Annotated in this window: 18 protein-coding genes; 12 read left to right on the forward strand and 6 right to left on the reverse strand. The window is 65.1% G+C overall.

What is annotated here, in order from left to right:
• Window positions 1–81 precede the first annotated feature (81 nt).
• Both treS and glgB read left to right on the forward strand, forming a co-directional pair.
• Window positions 82–3,405 carry a maltose alpha-D-glucosyltransferase gene (gene treS, locus AC0ZJQ_RS09275; RefSeq protein WP_476477717.1) on the forward strand — a complete coding sequence of 1,108 codons (3,324 nt, stop codon included), beginning with the start codon at window positions 82–84 and terminating at the stop codon, window positions 3,403–3,405.
• Window positions 3,402–5,612, forward strand: coding sequence for a 1,4-alpha-glucan branching protein GlgB (gene glgB / locus AC0ZJQ_RS09280; protein WP_476477718.1), 2,211 nt, complete (start codon window positions 3,402–3,404; stop codon window positions 5,610–5,612). Before treS ends, glgB begins: the two co-directional genes overlap by 4 nt.
• A gap of 6 nt (window positions 5,613–5,618) precedes the next feature.
• Here glgB and AC0ZJQ_RS09285 read toward each other — a convergent pair whose 3' ends face one another.
• The 6 genes from AC0ZJQ_RS09285 to pqqA (AC0ZJQ_RS09310) all read right to left on the reverse strand — a co-directional run bounded on the left by AC0ZJQ_RS09285 (window position 5,619) and on the right by pqqA (AC0ZJQ_RS09310) (window position 9,661).
• A complete protein-coding gene (locus tag AC0ZJQ_RS09285) occupies window positions 5,619–6,467 on the reverse strand; it encodes a dihydroorotate dehydrogenase (protein WP_476477719.1) in 849 nt (282 codons plus the stop codon).
• Window positions 6,460–7,560 carry a 3-phosphoserine/phosphohydroxythreonine transaminase gene (gene serC, locus AC0ZJQ_RS09290; RefSeq protein ID WP_476477720.1) on the reverse strand — a complete coding sequence of 367 codons (1,101 nt, stop codon included), beginning with the start codon at window positions 7,558–7,560 and terminating at the stop codon, window positions 6,460–6,462. The genes AC0ZJQ_RS09285 and serC overlap by 8 nt, the downstream gene beginning before the upstream one ends.
• Window positions 7,541–8,044 carry a urate hydroxylase PuuD gene (locus tag AC0ZJQ_RS09295; RefSeq protein ID WP_003291238.1) on the reverse strand — a complete coding sequence of 168 codons (504 nt, stop codon included), beginning with the start codon at window positions 8,042–8,044 and terminating at the stop codon, window positions 7,541–7,543. Before AC0ZJQ_RS09295 ends, serC begins: the two co-directional genes overlap by 20 nt.
• Window positions 8,045–8,129: 85 nt before the next feature.
• Complete coding sequence (pqqE, locus tag AC0ZJQ_RS09300) at window positions 8,130–9,275, reverse strand: pyrroloquinoline quinone biosynthesis protein PqqE (protein ID WP_167135256.1); 1,146 nt, start codon at window positions 9,273–9,275, stop codon at window positions 8,130–8,132.
• Window positions 9,244–9,537, reverse strand: coding sequence for a pyrroloquinoline quinone biosynthesis peptide chaperone PqqD (gene pqqD, locus AC0ZJQ_RS09305; protein WP_008567781.1), 294 nt, complete (start codon window positions 9,535–9,537; stop codon window positions 9,244–9,246). The genes pqqE (AC0ZJQ_RS09300) and pqqD (AC0ZJQ_RS09305) overlap by 32 nt, the downstream gene beginning before the upstream one ends.
• Window positions 9,538–9,586: 49 nt before the next feature.
• The gene (gene pqqA / locus AC0ZJQ_RS09310) at window positions 9,587–9,661 is read right to left on the reverse strand and encodes a pyrroloquinoline quinone precursor peptide PqqA (protein WP_003296405.1); all 75 of its coding nucleotides are present in this window, start codon (window positions 9,659–9,661) and stop codon (window positions 9,587–9,589) included.
• Between the two features lie 419 nt (window positions 9,662–10,080).
• Here pqqA (AC0ZJQ_RS09310) and exaC point away from each other — a divergent pair, with 419 nt between their 5' ends.
• The 10 genes from exaC to AC0ZJQ_RS09360 all read left to right on the forward strand — a co-directional run bounded on the left by exaC (window position 10,081) and on the right by AC0ZJQ_RS09360 (window position 20,504).
• Window positions 10,081–11,601, forward strand: a complete 1,521-nt coding sequence (gene exaC / locus AC0ZJQ_RS09315; protein ID WP_102828411.1) for an acetaldehyde dehydrogenase ExaC — start codon at window positions 10,081–10,083, stop codon at window positions 11,599–11,601.
• A 305-nt stretch (window positions 11,602–11,906) separates the two neighbouring features.
• On the forward strand, window positions 11,907–11,978 hold the full coding sequence (pqqA, locus tag AC0ZJQ_RS09320; RefSeq protein ID WP_003291121.1) for a pyrroloquinoline quinone precursor peptide PqqA: 72 nt from the start codon (window positions 11,907–11,909) through the stop codon (window positions 11,976–11,978).
• 47 nt (window positions 11,979–12,025) lie between these two features.
• Window positions 12,026–12,937, forward strand: a complete 912-nt coding sequence (gene pqqB, locus AC0ZJQ_RS09325; protein WP_003291120.1) for a pyrroloquinoline quinone biosynthesis protein PqqB — start codon at window positions 12,026–12,028, stop codon at window positions 12,935–12,937.
• A 57-nt stretch (window positions 12,938–12,994) separates the two neighbouring features.
• Entirely contained in the window at window positions 12,995–13,747 is a 753-nt protein-coding gene (pqqC, locus tag AC0ZJQ_RS09330; RefSeq protein WP_008567777.1) for a pyrroloquinoline-quinone synthase PqqC, read from the forward strand.
• A 108-nt stretch (window positions 13,748–13,855) separates the two neighbouring features.
• Window positions 13,856–14,134: a pyrroloquinoline quinone biosynthesis peptide chaperone PqqD gene (gene pqqD / locus AC0ZJQ_RS09335; RefSeq protein ID WP_008567775.1), complete on the forward strand. Its 279-nt coding sequence runs from the start codon at window positions 13,856–13,858 to the stop codon at window positions 14,132–14,134.
• A complete protein-coding gene (pqqE, locus tag AC0ZJQ_RS09340) occupies window positions 14,106–15,260 on the forward strand; it encodes a pyrroloquinoline quinone biosynthesis protein PqqE (protein ID WP_008567773.1) in 1,155 nt (384 codons plus the stop codon). The genes pqqD (AC0ZJQ_RS09335) and pqqE (AC0ZJQ_RS09340) overlap by 29 nt, the downstream gene beginning before the upstream one ends.
• A gap of 5 nt (window positions 15,261–15,265) precedes the next feature.
• The gene (locus tag AC0ZJQ_RS09345; protein ID WP_008567772.1) at window positions 15,266–17,161 is read left to right on the forward strand and encodes an alpha/beta hydrolase family protein; all 1,896 of its coding nucleotides are present in this window, start codon (window positions 15,266–15,268) and stop codon (window positions 17,159–17,161) included.
• A 101-nt stretch (window positions 17,162–17,262) separates the two neighbouring features.
• Window positions 17,263–18,426 (forward strand): alcohol dehydrogenase-like regulatory protein ErcA, encoded by a 1,164-nt coding sequence (gene ercA, locus AC0ZJQ_RS09350; protein WP_008567771.1) that lies wholly within the window; start codon window positions 17,263–17,265, stop codon window positions 18,424–18,426.
• Window positions 18,410–20,101, forward strand: coding sequence for a hybrid sensor histidine kinase/response regulator (locus tag AC0ZJQ_RS09355; RefSeq protein ID WP_008567770.1), 1,692 nt, complete (start codon window positions 18,410–18,412; stop codon window positions 20,099–20,101). The genes ercA and AC0ZJQ_RS09355 overlap by 17 nt, the downstream gene beginning before the upstream one ends.
• A complete protein-coding gene (locus AC0ZJQ_RS09360) occupies window positions 20,094–20,504 on the forward strand; it encodes a hypothetical protein (RefSeq protein ID WP_237265100.1) in 411 nt (136 codons plus the stop codon). Before AC0ZJQ_RS09355 ends, AC0ZJQ_RS09360 begins: the two co-directional genes overlap by 8 nt.
• The last annotated feature ends 20 nt before the right edge of the window (window positions 20,505–20,524 follow it).

A 20,524-nucleotide genomic window follows, 5' to 3' on the forward strand; every position in this document is an offset into this window, starting at 1 on the left:
AGCAAATCGAATGTCGCTTCGAGCGACTGACGCCCGCGCGGCAACATTGCCCGGGGCACAGCGGTACGAGGACCGAAAGACATGGCCAAAGCCCGCAAACCCGCCGCCTTCATCAAGGACCCGCTCTGGTACAAGGACGCGGTGGTCTATCAGGTGCACCTGAAGTCGTTCTTCGACTCCAACAACGATGGTGTCGGCGACTTCGCCGGGCTGATCGAGAAGCTCGATTACATCGCCGATCTGGGCGTCAACACCATCTGGCTGCTGCCGTTCTACCCCTCGCCGCGGCGCGACGACGGCTATGACATCGCCGAATACCGCGGCGTGCATCCGGATTACGGCGACATGGCCGACGCCCGCCGCTTCATCGCCGAGGCCCACAAGCGCGGGCTGCGGGTGATCACCGAGCTGGTCATCAACCATACCTCCGACCAGCACCCGTGGTTCCAGCGCGCACGCAAGGCGAAGAAGGGCTCGGCGGCGCGCAATTTCTACGTGTGGTCCGACACCGACGACAAATACCCGGGCACGCGGATCATCTTCCTCGATACCGAAAAGTCCAACTGGACCTGGGACCCGGTCGCCCAGCAGTACTACTGGCACCGCTTCTACTCGCACCAGCCGGACCTGAACTTCGACAACCCACAGGTGATGAAGGCCGTCATCGGCGTGATGCGCTACTGGCTGGATATGGGCATCGACGGCCTGCGGCTGGACGCCATTCCCTACCTGGTAGAACGCGACGGCACCAATAACGAGAACCTGCCGGAGACCCATGCGGTGCTCAAGGCGATTCGCGCCGAGATCGACGCCAACTACCCCGACCGCATGCTGCTGGCCGAAGCCAACCAGTGGCCGGAAGACACCCAGTTGTACTTCGGCGGCGAGAACGGCGGCCCCGGCGACGAGTGCCACATGGCCTTTCACTTCCCGCTGATGCCGCGCATGTACATGGCCATCGCCCAGGAGGACCGCTTCCCGATCACCGACATCCTGCGTCAGACGCCCGATATCCCGGACAACTGCCAGTGGGCGATCTTCCTGCGCAACCACGACGAGCTGACGCTGGAAATGGTGACCGACCGCGAGCGTGACTACCTGTGGAACTACTACGCCTCGGACACCCGTGCGCGCATCAACCTGGGCATCCGTCGCCGGCTGGCGCCGTTGCTGGAGCGCGACCGGCGACGCATCGAGCTGCTCAACAGCCTGTTGCTGTCGATGCCGGGCACGCCGGTGATCTATTACGGCGACGAGATCGGCATGGGCGACAACATCTTTCTCGGCGACCGCGACGGCGTGCGCACGCCGATGCAGTGGTCGGTGGACCGCAACGGCGGCTTCTCCCGCGCCGACCAGCCCAGGCTGGTGCTGCCGCCGATCATGGACCCGCTCTACGGCTACTACACCATCAACGTCGAGGCGCAGCAGCGCGATCCGCACTCGCTACTCAACTGGACGCGGCGCATGCTCGCCATCCGTAAGCAGTTCAAGGCCTTCGGCCGCGGCACGCTGAAGATGCTGGCGCCGAGCAACCGGCGCATCCTCGCCTATCTGCGCGAATTCCCCGGACCGGACGGGCAGACCGAGCAGATCTTCTGCGTCGCCAACCTGTCGCGCTCGGCGCAGGCGGCGGAACTGGAAATGTCGCAATACGCCGGCATGGTGCCGGTGGAGATGCTCGGCGGCAGTGCCTTTCCGCCCATCGGCCAGCTACCGTATCTGCTGACGCTGCCGCCGTACGGCTTCTACTGGTTCCAGCTGGCGGCCACGCATCAGATGCCGAGCTGGCACCAGGCGCCGGTGGACGTCATGCCGGACTTCCAGACCCTGGTGTTCCAGCGTCTGGATACGCTTAGCGGCAGCAACAAACGCATCCTCGAAAACGACTCGCTGCGGGCCTACCTGCCCAAACGGCGCTGGTTCGCCAGCAAGGATGCGGCCATCGACTCGATCCAGATCTGCTACGCGGTGCCGTTCGGCGACGCGCAGCATCCGCTGCTGCTGAGCGAAATCGCCGTGCAGAGCGCAGGGCGCAGCGATCGCTACCAACTGCCGCTGGGCTATCTTGCCGAAGCGGATTTCGGTACCGCGCTACCGCAGCAACTGGCGATTGCGCGTGCGCGGCGCGGGCCGCAGGTCGGCCTGCTGACCGACGCCTTCACCCTCGAACACTTCGTGCACGGTGTCATCCAGAGCCTGCGCGAGGGCCGCGTGCTGGCCTGCGGTGACGGGGAGATTCGCTTCGAGGCCATGCCGCAATTGGCGCAAGTCAGCCTGCCGGCCGATGCCGAGGTGCGCTACCTATCCAGCGAGCAGTCCAACAGCTCGGCGATCATCGGCAACGCCATGATGCTCAAGCTGCTGCGCCGGGTTTCCCCGGGCATCCACCCGGAGCTGGAGATGGGGCGCTTCCTCACCGCGCAGGGTTTCACCCACATCTCTGCGATGCTCGGACAGGTCAACCGCGTCGACGCCCGTGGCGAGCTACATGCGCTGATCGTCGTGCAGCGCTACCTGGACAACCAGGGCGACGCCTGGGAATGGACGATCAACACGCTCGACCGTGCGGTGCGCGACCAGCTGGCCGGCGGCGTTTCCGAGCACGAGAACCAGTACAGCGCGCTCGGCGAGCTGGAAGCCTTCAACCGCCTGCTCGGCCAGCGCCTGGGCGAGATGCACCGGGTGCTCGCCAGTGACACCGACAACCCCGATTTCGCCCGCGAAACCACCGCCGAACGCCACGTTCAGGAAACCACCGAGGCCGTGACCGCGCAGCTGGAACGCGCGCTGAGTTTGCTTGGCGAGCATCGCGGCACGCTGGAGCGCAAGGATGCCGCGCTGGTCGAGCAGTTGCTGGCGCAGCGCGAGCAGCTGATCGTACAAGTGCAATCTCTGGCTGCTAGAACGCTGGGTGGCCTGCGCACCCGCGTACACGGCGACCTGCATCTGGGACAGATTCTGGTGGCACATGGCGATGCCTATTTCATCGACTTCGAGGGCGAGCCGGCGCGGCCGCTGGAGCAGCGACGCGCCAAGCTCAGCCCGTTCAAGGATGTCGCCGGCGTGCTGCGCTCGTTCGACTACGCCGCCGCGATGACCATTCGCAACGCCCAGGTCAGCGACAGCTCCGCCGAGGCCGACCTGGCGCGCCGCACCATTGCCGAAAACTACCGGCAGAGCGCGCGCCGGGTGTTCCTCGACGCCTATCAACAGGCAACCGCCGACCTGCCGCAAGCCTGGCGCGAGGCTGATGGCGCCGCTGCCGCGCTGGCGTTGTTCAGCCTGGACAAGACGGCCTATGAGGTGGCCTACGAAGCAGAGAATCGCCCGGCCTGGCTGCCCGTCCCGTTGCAGGGGCTGGCCGCGCTGGCCCAACAGCTTTCCAGTGGAGGTTCCCAATGAGTAATCGTCCGGCCGTGGTCATGCCCGGAGAAAACCTGCTGCCCAGCGATGCCGACGTGGATGCGCTGGTGCGTGCCGAACACGGCGATCCGTTCGCCATTCTCGGGCCGCACGCTGACGGCGACGGTCTGGTCATTCGTGCCTATCTGCCGAATGCGCTGGGCGTCGAGGTGCTGGATCGCTCCGGTGCCAACGCGCTGGGCAGCATGGAGCAGGGGCAGGTCCCGGGCTTCTTCGTCACCCGCCTGCTGCATCCGCAGCCATACCTGCTGCGCATCCGCTGGGCTGGCGGCGAGCAGATCACCGAAGACCCGTACAGCTTCGGTCCGCAGCTGGGCGAGATCGACATGCATCTGTTCTCCGAAGGCAACCACCGCGAGATCGGCCGTGTGTTCGGTTCCCAGGTGGTGGAGGTCGATGGCGTAGCGGGCGTGCGCTTTGCGGTATGGGCGCCGAATGCGCGGCGTGTCTCGGTGGTGGGCGATTTCAACGGCTGGGACGGGCGCCGCCACCCGATGCGGCTGCGCTTCCCTTCGGGGGTGTGGGAGCTGTTCATCCCGCGGCTGCAGCCGGGCGATGCCTACAAGTACGAGATTCTCGGCCCGCAGGGCGTGCTGCCGCTCAAGGCCGACCCGGTGGCGCTGGCCACCGAGCACCCGCCGGGCACGGCCTCGGTGGTCGCGCGCCCGCTGGACTACCAGTGGCGCGACGCTGACTGGCTGCAACGGCGAAAGGCGCTGCAGGCCTACGACGCGCCGATGAGCATTTACGAGCTGCATGCCGGCTCGTGGCAGCGTCCCGGCGACGACCGCCTGTATGACTGGCACGAACTGGCCGAGCGGTTGATTCCCTACGTGGTCGAGATGGGCTTCACCCATATCGAGCTGATGCCGATCATGGAGCATCCATTCGGCGGTTCCTGGGGCTACCAGCCGCTGTCGCAGTTCGCCCCCAGCGCGCGCTACGGCACGGCGCACGATTTCGCTGCCTTCGTCGATGCCTGCCACCAGGCGGGGGTCGGCGTGATCCTCGACTGGGTACCGGCGCATTTCCCGACCGATGCCCACGGTCTGGGCGACTTCGACGGCACCTCGCTGTATGAGTACGACCATCCGTTCGAGGGCTTCCACCAGGACTGGGACACCTACATCTACAACCTCGGCCGCACCGAGGTGCACGGCTTCATGCTGGCCTCGGCGCTGCACTGGCTGCGCGAGTTCCACGTCGATGCACTGCGCGTGGATGCGGTCGCCTCGATGCTCTACCGCGACTACTCACGCAAGGACGGCGAGTGGATTCCCAATCGCCACGGCGGCCGGGAGAACCTGGAGGCGATCGATTTCCTTCGTCACCTGAACGACGTGGTCGCCAGCGAAACGCCCGGCGCACTGGTGATCGCCGAGGAATCCACCGCCTTCCCGGGCGTCAGCAAGCCAACCAGCGAAGGCGGGCTCGGCTTCTCCTACAAATGGAACATGGGCTGGATGCACGACACGCTCAAGTACATCCAGGAAGACCCGGTCCATCGCCAGTATCACCACGACAAGATGACCTTCGGCATGATCTATGCGTACTTCGAGCACTTCGTGCTGCCGATCTCCCATGACGAGGTAGTGCACGGCAAGGGCTCGCTGATCGACAAGATGCCGGGCGACCGCTGGCAGAAGTTCGCCAACCTGCGCACCTATCTGAGCTTCATGTGGACGCATCCGGGCAAGAAGCTGCTGTTCATGGGCAGCGAATTCGGCCAGTGGCGAGAATGGAATCATGACCGCGAACTGGACTGGTTCCTGCTCGAGGAGCCCGACCACCGCGGCGCGCAGCATCTGGTGCGCGACCTGAACCGGCTGTATCGCACGGAGCCGGCGCTGCATCAGCTTGACAGCGACCCGCGCGGGTTCCAGTGGCTGATCGGCGATGATCGGGGCAACAGCGTACTCGCCTGGCTGCGCCGCGATGCCGAGGGCCGTCCGCTGCTGGTGATCGGCAACTTCACCCCGGTGGTGCGCGAGGGCTATCGGGTGGGTGTGCCGCAGGAAGGGCGCTGGCAGGAAATCTTCAACAGCGATGCGGCTTGCTACGGAGGTTCCAATGTCGGCAATGGCGGCGGGATTCTTGCCGAAGCCACGCCGGCGCACGGCGAACAGCATTCGCTGCAACTGACGCTGCCACCGCTCGGAGTGATCATCCTGCGCCCGCAGGACTGAGGAGGATCAACCCAGCAGGCGGTGGGCGATGAACGGCCCCTCACGCAGCAACGCGCTGTGCACCTGCACCAGCCGCGCGCCGGCAGCCATCCGGGCATGCAGGTGCGCGGCGGTCTGCACTCCACCGACCGACATCAACGCCAGTGCGCCGTCGCAGAGCTGATGCAGCTGCTCGATCTGCCGGCAGGCCAGCAATTGCTGATCATCGTCCTGCCAGCCGTAATAGCGCTCGGCCGTGGCTGGCGGGCCGGGGTCATGGGCGGCGAGCAGGCCATCGAAGCCCAGTACCAGCAACGCTTCGGCCAGCGCCATCGGCACCTGGCCGGGCAGGCTGCGCAGCTTGACCGCCAGCGGCACGCGGCGGCTGCCACAGCTGTTCAATGCATGCGCACGATTGCGTAGCGCGCGCAGCAGTTCGATCAGCGGCGCACGCTGCTCCTCGGCCAGCAGCGGCGCGCTGAGCGGGCTGATCAGGTTCAGCATCAGGTAATCGGCCTGCACCCAGGCAAGCGTCAGGTCGGCGCACAGCTCTGCCGAAGATCGGGTCGGGTCGAGACTCAGATTGAGGCCGACCAGGGCGCGTCCACCAGCGTTGGGCGGGCGCATCCCCAACAGTTCGGCCGGGGTGCAGCTGCCGACTTCGGTGAAGCCAAAGCCCAGCCGGGCGGCGCGCCGGCCGAGCCTGCCGCAGCGGTCGAATCCAGCGGCGATGCCCACGGGTGAGGGGAAGCGCAAGCCCATGACATCCACCGCTTGCGCATAGCTGCGCGTCGCCGGCAGATAGCTGGCGGCGCAGGCCAGTTGCAGTGCCAGCCGTTGGCCCAGCCGGCGCAGGGCCAAGTTGCGCTCAGCCATGTTCACGCTCGAAGCGCTGCAGGAAGGCAACCAGTCGCTCGACGCCCGCCTGCGGCATGGCGTTGTACAGGCTGGCACGCAGACTGCCGATGGCCGCATGCCCGGCCAGATGATGCAGCCCGGCCTGTTCGGCCTCGGCGAGCAACAGCGGCAGCAACGCCGGCTCGCGCAGCTCGAAGCAGACGTTGACGGTTGAACGATCCTCCTTGCGCTGGCGACAGCGATACAACTCGCTGCGGTCGAGGCAGGCGTATAGGTATTGGCTTTTTTCGCGGCAGCTCGCCGCCATCGCGGTGAGGCCGCCGTTTGCGGCAATCCAGCGCAGCATCAGCGCGGCAACGTAGAGGGCGAAGGTCGGCGGCGTGTTGAAGCGGCTCTGCTGCTCGGCCTGCACCGCATAGCTGAACGCCGCGGGCAGCCCGGGTGATGGCGGGCGCAGCAGGTCGTCGCGGACGATGACCATGCACAGCCCGGCGACACCGACGTTCTTCTGCGCGCTGGCGTAGATCAGCCCGAAGCGCTCGACGGGAACCGGGCGGGTGAGGAAGTCCGAGGTCATGTCCGCCACCAGCGGCACCGACAGTTGCGGAAAATCGCGCAGCTGCAGGCCGTTGCCGGTTTCATTGCTGGTGAGGTGGCAGTAGCCGGCGTCGGGGTCGAGCTGCCAGGTCTCGACAGCGGGCAGGGCGTTGAAGCCGTCCGTCGCACCGCTCGCCACCACGTTGACCGGCGTATGTCGGCGTGCCTCGGTAATGGCCTTGCGTGCCCAGTGGCCGCTTTCCAGGTAGTCGGCGCGCTGTCCGGGTTGCAGCAGGTTGAGCGGCAGCAGGCCGAACTGTGCCGAGGCGCCACCCTGCATGAACAGCACACGATAGTTGGCGGGAATCTCCAGCAACGCGCGCAGGTCCTGCTCGGTGTCGCTCATCAATTGCTTGTAGGCGGTGCTGGTGAACGATTGTTCCAGCAGGGAGAAACCGCTGCCTTGCCAGTCCGGCAGCTCCTCGTGGATCTGGCTCAGCACCTCGCGCGGCAGTTGCGCCGGACCGGCGGCGAAGCTGTAGCGCTCGGCCTTTTCAGAAGAGGTGCAGGCCATGACCGCCGGCCGCCATCAGAAATAGCAGGGGAAACGAGAGGATGGTGTTGCTGCGCGAGGACAGGAAGGTGATCCGCGAACAGCGCACGCGCTCTTCGAGCGTCGCCGGAACGAAGCCAAGCAGTTTCTTCTGATGCGGCCAGAGCACCAGCCAGAGATTGAGCAGCATCGCCGTGCCGATCCAGGCACCCAGGCCGATAGCCGCCAGCGGCCCCTGCAGCAGCAGTGCATCGACCAGCCAGCCGCGCTGCCAGAGCATGAACATCCCCGACGCCCAGACCACCAGCGAGGCGTAGCGGAAGATGCCGTGCTCGCGTTTCATCCGCACCTCCAGATCGCGGTTCAGCGTGGCAGTATCGATGCCGTTCTGCAGCGGCACGAAGCGCGGGTTCTGGATGAAGTTGGCGTAGTTGTGGCCAACCCACACCAGCGCGAACACGAGGTGCGCGTAACGCGCCAGCACATCGAAGACGGACAGTTGCATCGATGCCTCCTAGATCAGCACGCGCAGCAGCAGGTAGCAGCCGAGCGTCAGCGCGAGGCCCGCGCTGACGGTGCCGCCGAACGAGTCATGGGGTAGTTTCAATTTCCACCCCCTGGCTGGCCTGCCGGGCGATCAGCGTGCCTTGCGGTCGAGTGGCGTCCTGCGCCAGCGCGACGGCCTGCTGGATCAGCTGATGATGCGGCGACTTGCTGCACGCCGGATCGGTGTTGGCGCCGTTGCCGGTCAGCAGCAAGGCCTGGCAGCGACAGCCACCGAAGTCCTTTTCCTTCTCGTCGCAGCTGCGGCACGGCTCGGGCATCCAGGCGTCGCCGCGGTAAAGGTTGAACACCGGCGAGTCGTGCCAGATCTCTTCCAGGCGCTGCTGACGCACGTTGGGGAAGGTCAGGTTCTTGAAGTTGGTGGCCTGCGAGCAGGGCAGCACATCGCCGTTCGGCGCCACAGTGACGTGGATCGCGCCCCAGCCGTTCATGCAGGCCTTGGGCCGGCCTTCGTAGTAGTCGGGGATGACGAAGAAGATCGTCAGTCGATCGCCGTAACGCTCGCGCGCACGCTGCACCTGATCCTCGGCGCGTTGCAGCTCGGCGTGGGTCGGCATCAGCGCGTCGCGGTTGAGCAGCGCCCAGTTGTAGTACTGCACGTTGGCCAGCTCGAGGTACTCGACGCCCAGCTCGACGGCGAAATCGATGATGTCCGGTATCTGGCTGATGTTCTGCCGGGTGATCGGTACGTTCAGCACCATCGGGAAGTCCAGCGACTTGATCAGCCGCGCCATGCCGAGCTTGCGCTCCCAGGCATCGACGCCGGCCAGCTCGCGCGCCACGTTACGGTCGGTGGACTGGAAGCCCAGCTGGATATGGCGCAGACCGGCATCCTTCAGGGCGCGCAGGCGCGCTTCGGTCAGACCGATGCCGGAGGTGATCAGGTTGGTGTAGTAGCCCATGCGGTCGGCTTCGGCGACCAGTGTTTCGAGGTCCTTGCGCAAGGTCGGTTCGCCGCCGGAGAAGCCGATCTGCATGGCGCCCATTGCGCGGGCCTGGGCCATCACGTCGATCCATTCGGCGGTGCTCAGCTCATGCGGGCGGTAGTCGGCGAAGTTGCGCGGGTTGCTGCAGAACACGCACTGCAGCGGGCATTGATAGGTCAGCTCCAGCAACAGCCAGACCGGATTGCCGCTGCCATCAAGCCTTAGCTCGGATCCAGCCTTTGCCATGGGACACCTCCAGGAAATTCAGTACGCCCTTGCCGATCGCGTCGATATCGGATGCGTGGTAATCGCGGCCCAGCTGCTCGATCAGCTCGGCGACGCTGGTCTTGCCGTCGCAGCGCTTGAGGATGTCGCCGCCGGTGGCGTTGAGCTTGACGATGCCCTCGGGGTAGAGCAGCACGTGGGCCTGCTGCGACTCCTCCCAGCGGAACAGGAAGGGCGGGCGAATCTCGTAGCGGGTCGTCGGCAGAATGTTTGTTGTTGTCATGACCATTTCCTCGCAAACCGGGGCGATCGCGACCGCCCCGGCCACAGGCTCAGCGCACGTAGACGTACGCGGTGACTTCGAAGCCCAGACGCAGATCGCAGAAATCGGGATTGATCCACTGCATGGCAAATCTCCTCAGGTTTTTACGGGGGGACAGGATGTCGCAGCTCGAAATTAGGGCGCTTTGCGGGGGTGACTAATAGGACTTTCGGGTTGGTTTTGCGGGCATTTGGTCGAGCTTTTCTTGAGTTTGGAAAATATTTTCGATGCGACTCGGCATTCTTGTTCATGGTCAATTTCGTAGTCGGGAAGGGAACTAAGATGTGCGGCTTTTTCTTGCGGTTCGGTAGCTATTTGCTGCATCCAAATTGGCGCGACGCCGCGTAATCCGCGTGCTGCAGCATCGTTGGCATCTACTACCAAATGAGGAGGGCTCCGCTGCCATGGGTGCATACCGGGGGCGGGAGGGCACTGCCTAAGATCGGTCCCATGCCCTGAGCCATGTCTGGCGCAGGCTCCACAAGCAGAAGAGAGAGGCCCAACATGATCTACGCCCAACCCGGTACTCCAGGCGCCGTCATTTCCTTCAAGCCGCGCTACGGCAACTACATCGGTGGCGAATTCGTGCCGCCGGTGAAGGGGGAGTATTTCGTCAACACCTCGCCGGTGAACGGTGAAGTGATCGCCGAGTTCCCGCGTTCGGGCGCCGAAGACGTGGAGAAGGCGCTGGACGCCGCCCACGCCGCCGCCGATGCCTGGGGCAAGACTTCGGTGCAGGACCGTGCGCTGATCCTGCTGAAGATCGCCGATCGCATCGAAGCCAACCTGGAAAAGCTCGCCGTCGCCGAAACCTGGGACAACGGCAAGGCCGTGCGCGAAACCCTGAACGCCGACGTGCCGCTGGCTGCCGATCACTTCCGCTACTTCGCCGGGTGCATCCGTGCGCAGGAAGGCAGCGCCGCCGAGATCAACGAGCACACCGCCGCCTACCATTTCCACGAGCCGCTGGGCGTGGTCGGTCAGATCATTCCGTGGAACTTCCCGCTGCTGATGGCCGCCTGGAAACTGGCTCCGGCCCTGGCTGCCGGTAACTGCATCGTGCTCAAACCGGCCGAGCAGACCCCGCTGTCGATCATGGTGTTCATCGAAGTGGTCGGCGATCTGCTGCCGCCGGGTGTGCTCAACATCGTCCAGGGCTTCGGTCGCGAAGCCGGTCAGGCGCTGGCCACCAGCACCCGCATCGCCAAGATCGCCTTCACCGGCTCGACCCCGGTTGGCGCGCACATCATGCGTTGCGCGGCCGAAAACATCATTCCGAGCACCGTCGAGCTGGGCGGCAAGAGCCCGAACATCTTCTTCGAAGACATCATGAATGCAGAGCCTGCGTTCATCGAGAAGGCTGCCGAGGGCCTGGTACTGGCGTTCTTCAACCAGGGCGAGGTGTGCACCTGCCCGTCGCGCGCGGTGATTCAGGAATCGATCTTCGAGCCCTTCATGGAAGTGGTGATGAAGAAGATCAAGGCAATCAAGCGCGGCAACCCGCTGGATACCGACACCATGGTCGGCGCCCAGGCTTCCGAGCAGCAGTTCGACAAGATTCTGTCCTACATGGACATCGCCCAACAGGAAGGCGCGCAGATCCTCACCGGCGGTGCCGCAGAGAAACTCGAAGGCGGCCTGGCCAGCGGTTACTACGTGCAGCCGACCCTGATCAAGGGTCACAACAAGATGCGCGTGTTCCAGGAGGAAATCTTCGGGCCGGTGGTGGCTGTCACCACCTTCAAGGACGAAGCCGAAGCGCTGGCGATCGCCAACGACACCGAGTTCGGCCTGGGCGCTGGCGTCTGGACCCGCGACATCAACCGCGCCTACCGCATGGGCCGCGGCATCAAGGCTGGCCGCGTGTGGACCAACTGCTACCACCTGTACCCGGCGCACGCCGCGTTCGGTGGCTACAAGAAGTCCGGCGTAGGCCGCGAAACCCACAAGATGATGCTCGACCACTACCAGCAGACCAAGAACCTGCTGGTCAGCTACGACATCAACCCGCTGGGCTTCTTCTGATTGGATGGGCTCCGGCGCAGCGCGCTCCCGCCGCGCCGGTTTCTTTGCTGGCACCTTAGGGTGCAGGGTCTTTCCGGGAGTTTCTCCCTCATGTCACCCGGGTGACTCGTTCGCAACGCGGCTTTTCAGCCGCGTTTTTTTTTATGCGCGGCAGAAGCGGCATTCGTCGGCAGGCCGCATGTTCCGGGGCACTACGAAGGCAGGTTGAAATCTACTTCCAAAGTACCATTCTGCCGGTGGCGGACTGGGTGCTTAATGAGGGTGCCGGGCATTTCCGGCGCCACGTATAAGAAGAGGATCGAGCCATGTGGACCAAACCCGAATACACCGATCTGCGTATTGGTTTTGAAGTGACGATGTATTTCGCCAATCGTTGATCGTCCCGCCCCGGCTCCGGCCGGGGCTTTGCTTTCAGGGGTAGCCCATGTTCATCCAGGTTCTCGGATCCGCTGCGGGCGGCGGTTTTCCGCAGTGGAACTGCAACTGCGCCAACTGCGCCGGCCTGCGCGCCGGCACGCTGCGGGCCCAGCCGCGCACCCAGTCGTCTATCGCCATCAGCGAGGACGGCGTCGAATGGGTGCTGTGCAACGCCTCACCGGACATCCGCGCCCAGCTGGAAGGCTTTCCCAAACTGCAGCCAGCCCGCAAGCCGCGTGATACCGCCATCGCCGCAATCGTCCTGCTCGACAGCCAGATCGACCACACGACCGGGCTGCTGACGCTGCGCGAAGGCTGTCCGCATGAAGTCTGGTGCACCGAGATGGTCCACCAGGACCTGACCAGTGGCTTTCCGCTGTTCAACATGCTCGAACACTGGAATGGCGGGCTGAAGTGGAATCGCATCGAGCTGCAGGGCAGTTTCGTCATTCCGGCGTGCCCGAATCTGCTGATCACGCCGGTTCCGCTGCGCAGCTCGGCGCCGCCATATTCGCCGCATCGCAACGATCCGCATCCGGGTGACAACATCGGCCTGCTGATCGAGGATCGGCGCAGCGGCGGCACGCTGTTCTATGCGCCGGGGCTGGGGCAGATCAGCGATGGGCTGCTGGCGATCATGCGCCGCGCCGACTGCCTGCTGGTGGATGGCACGCTCTGGCGTGATGACGAGATGCGCGTGCGTGAGGTCGGCGACAAGCTCGGCACCGAGATGGGCCACCTGCCGCAGAGCGGCCCGGGCGGCATGATCGAGGTGCTCGATGGGCTGCCGGCGGCACGCAAGGTGCTCATCCACATCAACAACACCAACCCGATCCTCGACGAGGACTCCGCCGAGCGGGAAATCCTCGGCGAACACGGCATCGAGGTGGCGTTCGATGGCATGAGCATCGAACTGTAACCACGTACCCACCGCGCTCCGAACACCGAACAGAACGATAAGAAAAGGAATACCGCTATGACCCTGCCAGCCATGAGCCCCGCCGAGTTCGAACAGGCGCTGCGCGCCAAAGGCGAGTACTACCACATCCATCATCCGTTCCACCGGGCGATGTATGCCGGCCAGGCCACGCGCGAACAGATCCAGGGCTGGGTCGCCAACCGCTTCTACTATCAGGTCTGCATTCCGGTGAAGGATGCGGCGATCATGGCCAACTGCCCGGACCGCGACACCCGCCGCGAGTGGATTCAACGCATCATCGACCACGACGGTCGGCCCGGCGAGGAGGGCGGCATCGAAGCCTGGCTGCGGCTGGCCGAAGCGGTGGGGCTGGATCGCGAGCAGGTGCTGTCGCAGGAGCTGGTGCTGCCCGGCGTGCGCTTCGCGGTGGATGCCTACGTCAACTTCGCCCGTCGTGCCAGCTGGCAGGAGGCGGCCAGCAGCTCGCTGACCGAACTCTTTGCGCCGACCATCCACCAGTCGCGCCTGGATGCCTGGCCGCAGCATTACCCGTGGATCGATACGTCCGGCTACGACTATTTCCGCAAGCGCCTGAAGGAGGCGCGCCGAGACGTCGAGCATGGCCTGCGCATTACCTTGGAACACTACCGCACCCGTGAAGCCCAGGAGCGCATGCTGAACATCCTGCAGTTCAAGCTCGACGTGCTCTGGAGCATGCTGGACGCCATGAGCATGGCTTACGAGCTGGATCGCCCGCCTTACCACACCGTGACCGCCGAGCGGGTCTGGCACAAGGGTATCGCGCTGTAAGCGCCTAGGATCGGCTGCGTAGGGTGGAAAACGACCACAGGTCTTTTCCACCGTGGTGAACAGAGGTGGGACGCGCTGTGCGCGTTTCCCACCCGACGGAGAATGACGATGAGCGAGAACATCCTGCTCAAGATTCCGGCCCTGCGCCGCGGCTTTCGCTTTCAGTTCGAGCCGGCGCAGCAGTGTCACGTGCTGCTCTATCCCGAGGGCATGATCAAACTCAACGACAGCGCCAGCGAGATTCTCAAGCGCGTGGACGGTGCGCGCACCGTGGGCGGCATCGTCGCCGACCTGCAGGCGAGCTTCCCGACGGCGGAAGGTATCGCCGAAGACATCCTGGCGTTCCTGGAGGTGGCCGTTGAACGGTTCTGGATCGAGCTTCGCTAAACCGGGCTTTGAACCCGGCCCGCCGCTCTGGCTGCTCGCCGAGCTGACCTATCGCTGCCCGCTGCAGTGTCCGTACTGCTCCAACCCGCTGGATTTCGCCCGCAGTCACGAGGAGCTGAGCACCGCGGAATGGATCGAGGTGTTTCGCCAAGCCCGCGAGATGGGCGCCGCACAGCTGGGTTTCTCCGGCGGCGAGCCGCTGGTCCGTGAGGATCTGGCTGAACTGATCGGCGCGGCGCGCAAGCTGGGCTACTACACCAACCTGATTACCTCGGGCATCGGCCTGACGGAAGAGAAGATCGCCAGCTTTGCCGAGGCCGGGCTCGATCACATCCAGATCAGCTTCCAGGCCGCCGACGAGGAGGTGAACAACCTGCTCGCCGGCTCGAAGAAGGCCTTCGCCCATAAGCTGGAAATGGCCCGCGCGGTGAAGAAGCATGGCTACCCGATGGTGCTTAACTTCGTCACTCACCGGCACAACATTGACAACATCGACCAAATCATCCGCCTGTGCATCGAATTGGAAGCCGATTTCGTCGAACTCGCCACCTGCCAGTTTTACGGCTGGGCCGAGCTGAACCGCGCCGGCCTGTTGCCGAGCAAGGAGCAGCTGGTACGCGCCGAGCGCATCACCAATGAATGGCGCGACAAGCTGGCTGCGGAAAACCACCCGTGCAAGCTGATCTTCGTCACCCCGGATTACTACGAGGAGCGCCCCAAGGCCTGCATGAACGGCTGGGGCAGCCTGTTCCTCGACATCACCCCGGATGGCACCGCGCTGCCTTGCCACAGCGCGCGGCAGCTGCCGGTGGAGTTCCCCAATGTGCGCGAGCACAGCATCGAGTACATCTGGCGCCACTCGTTCGGCTTCAACAAGTTCCGCGGCTACGACTGGATGCCTGAGCCTTGCCGCAGCTGCGATGAGAAAGAAAAGGACTTCGGCGGCTGCCGCTGCCAGGCCTTCATGCTCACCGGCGATGCCGCCAATGCCGACCCGGTGTGCAGCAAGTCGCCACAGCACGGCAAGATTCTCGCCGCGCGCGAGCAGGCCGAACATGCGGCGCTGGGGCTCGACCAGCTGCAGCATCGCAATGAGAAGGCCTCGAAACTGATCTGCAAGATGTAGCGCCCATGAGTGAGCGTGCGACGGTTCCCTATGGCTTCTGGCCCAGCGGCTGGAGCGCCGAAAGCGCCGCTGCGGCCTGCGGCGATTTCACCGAGCTGCGCGCCGGGCATGGCGGACTGTTCTGGGTCGCCTACGACCCCGGCGAGGCACGCTGCAGCCTGTGGTACTGGCTCGACGGCGGCGCGCGCTGCCTGACGCCGGTCGGCTACTCGCTGCGCAGCCGGGTCTATGAATATGGCGGCGGCGCCTTCTGCCTGACCGCGCAGGGCATAGCCTTCGTCAACGAAGCCGACCAGCAGATTCACCTGCAGAGCTTGACAGCGGATGGCGGCATCAGCCCGCCAACGCCGCTGACCGCCGACGGCAACTGTCGCTACGGCGCGCTGCACTTCGATAGCCGCGGCGCGGCGATCTTTGCGGTGGAGGAGGACCACGCACAACAGCCCGTGCGGCATCGCATCGTCAGCATCGCTCTGGCCGATGGCGCGCGCCGGGTCGTTGCCGAGGGCGCGGACTTCTACGCCTCACCGGTGACGAGCAGCCAGGGCGACCGCCTGGCCTGGATCCAGTGGAACCGCCCCGAACAGCCTTGGACGTCCACCAGCCTTTGGCTCGCCGAGTGCGGCGCCGACGGCGTCTGGGGCGCGCCCCATTGCGTGGCTGGGGCTGCGGGTGACGAAGCGTTGCAGCAACCGCGTTTCTGCACCGCCGGCGAGCTGTATTGCCTGTCCGACCGTGCAGGTGGTTGGCAGCCCTGGCGCGAGCAGGCGGGGCGCTTGCAGCCGCTCGAACTGGATATGGCGTCGGATACGGACTGCGCGCCAGCACCCTGGGAACTGGCGACCTGCAGTTACCTGCCGCTGGCTACCGGCGACATGCTGCTGACCCGCATGAGCGGTGGTCAGGGCCTGTTATTCGAATACGCCGAGACGGGCAGGGCGCGGCAACTGGCCAATGAATTCTCGCGCTGCCGCCAGCTGGCCGCCGACGATCACCACTTCTACTGCATCGCCGGCTCGCCCGCGCACACCCCGGCAGTGCTGGCGATTGCTCGCGACAGCGGCAGCGCGCGGATACTCGCCGGCGGCGCACGACCGTTGCCCGACGATGAGCTTGCACGTCCGCAGAGTCTGTACTTTGCGACCGGAGTCGAGGCAGGCGAACGCGCACATGCGTTCTTTTACCCCCCGTGCAACGCGCACTGCGATGGCCCGGACGGTGCACGACCGCCGCTGCTGGTATTCGTCCACGGTGGGCCGACGTCGGCGTGTTATCCGGTCTTCGATCCGCGTATCCAGTTCTGGACGCAGCGCGGTTTTGCCGTGGTCGACGTCAACTATCGCGGCAGCAGCGGCTTCGGTCGCGCCTACCGGATGCGGCTGCGCGAGCAGTGGGGCGTGCTGGATGTCGAGGATGCCTGCCGGGTGGTCGATGCGCTGGCCGAGCGCGGCTGGATCGACGCCACGCGGGCCTTCATCCGCGGGTCCAGCGCTGGCGGCTATACCGCGCTCTGCGCCCTGGCCGCCGATTCGCGCTGGCGCGGCGGCGCCAGCCTGTATGGCGTCAGCGACCCCCTGGCGCTGCGGCGCGGCACCCACAAGTTCGAGGGCGACTACCTGGACTGGCTGATCGGCGATCCGTGCCTGGTGCCGCAGCGCTTCCAGCAGCGCGCGCCACTGCACAATGCCGGGCGGATCGAGGCGCCGGTGATCTTCTTCCAGGGCGGCCGCGATGCCGTGGTGCTGCCCGGTCAGACCGAGTCGATGGTTGCGGCCTTGCGCGCACGCGGCGTTCCGGTCGAGTACCGGCTCTATCCCAAGGAACGGCACGGCTTCCGCCAGGCGCGCCATTTGGCTGACGCGTTTACTGGTGAATGGCGCTTTTACCAGCGGTTGCTGTGAGGTGCGGGCCGGCGACGGTCGGTCGTCTTTCGGTGGATTGCTTTAGCTGGGTAATGCAGTAGGCTTGCGCCGTTGTAACAAAAAATAAAAAGGCCGCAGTCATGAGCCCGAATATCAGCCTTCAGCGTAAATTCGTATCCCCTGAAATCGTCTTCGGCGCCGGCTGTCGGCACAGCGTCGGCACCTGCGCGAGCAACTTCGGCGCGCGCAAGGTGTTGCTGGTGTCCGACCCCGGCGTGGTCGCTGCGGGTTGGGTGGCCGATGTGCAGGCCAGCCTGGAGCGCCAGGGCATCGAGCACCACCTGTTCACCGAGGTATCGCCGAATCCCCGTTGCGAGGAGGTAATGCTCGGCGCCGAGGCCTACCGCAACCAGGGCTGCAACGTGATCGTCGCCGTCGGTGGCGGTAGCCCGATGGATTGCGCCAAGGGCATCGGCATTGTCGTTGCTCACGGCCGCCACATCGTCGAGTTCGAAGGCGTGGACACCCTGCGGATTCCCAGTCCGCCGCTGATCCTGATTCCCACCACTGCTGGCACTTCGGCGGACGTCTCGCAGTTCGTGATCATCTCCAATCAGGACGAGCGGATGAAGTTTTCCATCGTCAGCAAGGCCGCCGTGCCGGACGTCTCGCTGATCGACCCGGAAACCACCCTGAGCATGGACCCGTTCCTCTCCGCCTGTACCGGCATCGACGCGCTGGTGCATGCCATCGAGGCATTCGTCTCCACTGGCCACGGCCCGCTGACCGACCCGCACGCGCTGGAGGCGATGCGCCTGATCAACGGCAATCTGGTGCAGATGATCAGCAACCCGGCCGACCTGGCACTGCGCGAGCAGATCATGCTCGGCAGCATGCAGGCGGGCCTGGCGTTCTCTAACGCGATCCTCGGCGCAGTGCATGCCATGTCGCACAGCCTCGGCGGCTATCTCGACCTGCCGCATGGCCTGTGCAACGCGGTGCTGGTCGAGCATGTGGTTGCGTTCAACTACGACGCCGCGCCGGACCGCTTCAAGGTGGTCGCGCAGACGCTGGGCATCGACACCCGTGGCCTGAACCACCGGCAGGTACGCGAGCGACTGGTCACCCACCTGATCAGCCTCAAGCAGGCGATCGGCTTCAACGAAAGCCTGGGGCTGCACGGCGTGCGGCTGACCGATATTCCGTTCCTTTCCCACCATGCGATGCAGGACCCGTGCATCCTCACCAATCCGCGCTCGTCGACGCAGAGGGACGTCGAGGTCGTCTATGCCGAAGCCCTCTGACGAGCAGCAGCGGGCGCTGACCCAGCTGCTCGGCTTCGGCAGCCATTCGGCGCGCAAGAGCCATTACCCCGAGCTGCTGGCGCGCCTGGAAGAGCTGGAGGCCGAGCGCAATCGCTACAAATGGCTGTTCGAGCACGCTGTGCATGGCATTTTCCAGGCCAGCCTGCAGGAGGGCATTCGCGCGGCTAACCCGGCGCTGGCACGAATGCTGGGTTATGAAACCCCGGAAGAAGCGCTGTGGGCGCTCACCGATCTTTCGCATCACCTGTTCATTGGCGGCGAGGATGAGCTGCGGCAGATTCGCTACACGCTGAGCCAGCAGCACGGTCTGTTCGGCTACGAAACGCGGCTGCGGCGGCGGGATGGCAGCGCCATCTACGTGCTCATGAACCTGCTGCTCAAGCCCGACGAAGATGGCCTGGTGGAAGGCTTCGTCGCCGACATTACCGAGCGCAAGCTCGCCCAGCTGCGCCTGCTGCAGCTCAACGAGCAGCTCGAACAGCGCGTCGCCGAGCGTACTTGCGAGCTGCGCGATGCGCGCGACGCGGCTGAAGCCGCCAACCTGAGCAAGGACAAGTACCTGGCCGCCGCCAGCCATGACCTGTTGCAACCGCTGAATGCCGCGCGCCTGCTGATTTCGACCCTGCGCGAGCGCAAGCTGCCCGGCGAGGAACTTAACCTCGTCGAGCGCGCGCATCAGGCGCTGGAAGGTGCCGAAGACCTGCTCACCGATCTGCTGGATATTTCCAAGCTCGATCAGAGCGCGATCAAGCCGGATATCGACACCTACCGCCTGGACGAAGTGCTGTTGCCGCTGGTGTCCGAGTTCCAGCCGGTCGCCGCGGCGGCTGGCCTGCAACTGGTGCATTTCATTCCGGCATACGCGATCCAGAGCGATTTCCGCCTGCTGACCCGCATCCTGCGCAACTTCCTCAGCAACGCCTGCCGCTACACCGAACGCGGCCGGGTGCTGCTCGGTGCACGCAAGCGCGGCGCCGCGCTGCGCATCGAGGTCTGGGACACCGGGCGTGGCATTCCCGCCGAGCAGATACAGTCGGTCTTCCTCGAATTCAACCAGCTCAACGTCGAGCGTGCCGCCGAGCGGCGCGGCGTCGGTCTGGGTCTGGCGATCGTCGATCGTATCGCCAAGATGCTCGACTACCGCATCCAGGTACGTTCGCAGCCGGGGCGCGGCTCGGTCTTCAGCATCGAGGTGCCGCTGGCCGAGGCGTTGCCGGCGCGCACGAGCGAGGTGTTGGCCGGCCTACCGCAGCTGGGCAACCCGCTGCCTGGGCGGCGCCTGCTGGTGCTCGACAACGAACTCAGCATCCTGCACAGCATGGCTGCGTTGCTCACCCAGTGGGGCTGCGAAGCGCTCACTGCCACCGACGAGGCCAGCGCGCTGGAGGTGCTGCAAGGACGTGCGCCGGAGCTGATCCTGGCCGACTACCACCTGGATCTCGGGGTCACCGGCTGGGAAGTGGTGCAGGCGCTGCGGCTGCACTTCAATGCGGCGATTCCGCTGGTGATGATTACCGCCGACCGCAGCGACGAGTGCCGCAAACAGCTGCAGGGGCTTGGCGTGCCGGTGTTGAACAAGCCCGTCAAGGCCGGCAAGATGCGCTCCGTACTCAGCCACCTGCTCGGCGAACGACCGTCCGCGGACGGTGCCTGAAGCCGATCTCGATCAAGTTCTTCTTAGCCCGTCCGCCACTACACTGGCCGCCATGAAAACCTGTCTGTCGCTGTGCCTGCTACTGCTGATCAGTCTCGCGCTTCCCGTCAACGGGCTGGTCGCGGCTGAGCGCATGCCGCAGCCCTGCACGATGCAGCCGGCAGACACGCAACATGGCGCCATGCAGCATGCCGCGGACCAGCACGCCGACCAGCATGGCGACCACGGGCACGATGGCAATTCACAGTGCAAGAGCGGCCATCAGTGCAAGACCGGCTGCCTGTTGCAGTTCGCCGTCCCCCGGGCGGACGTCGATGCGCCGTCGTCCCGGCTGATCGTCTACCTTCCCGATTTCATTCCCTCGCGTAACGGCGCCGACGTCTGGCGTCCCCCGTGCGCCTGATTCCCCATCCGAGCTGACTG

The organism is Stutzerimonas sp. 21-1 (genome assembly GCF_056336065.1).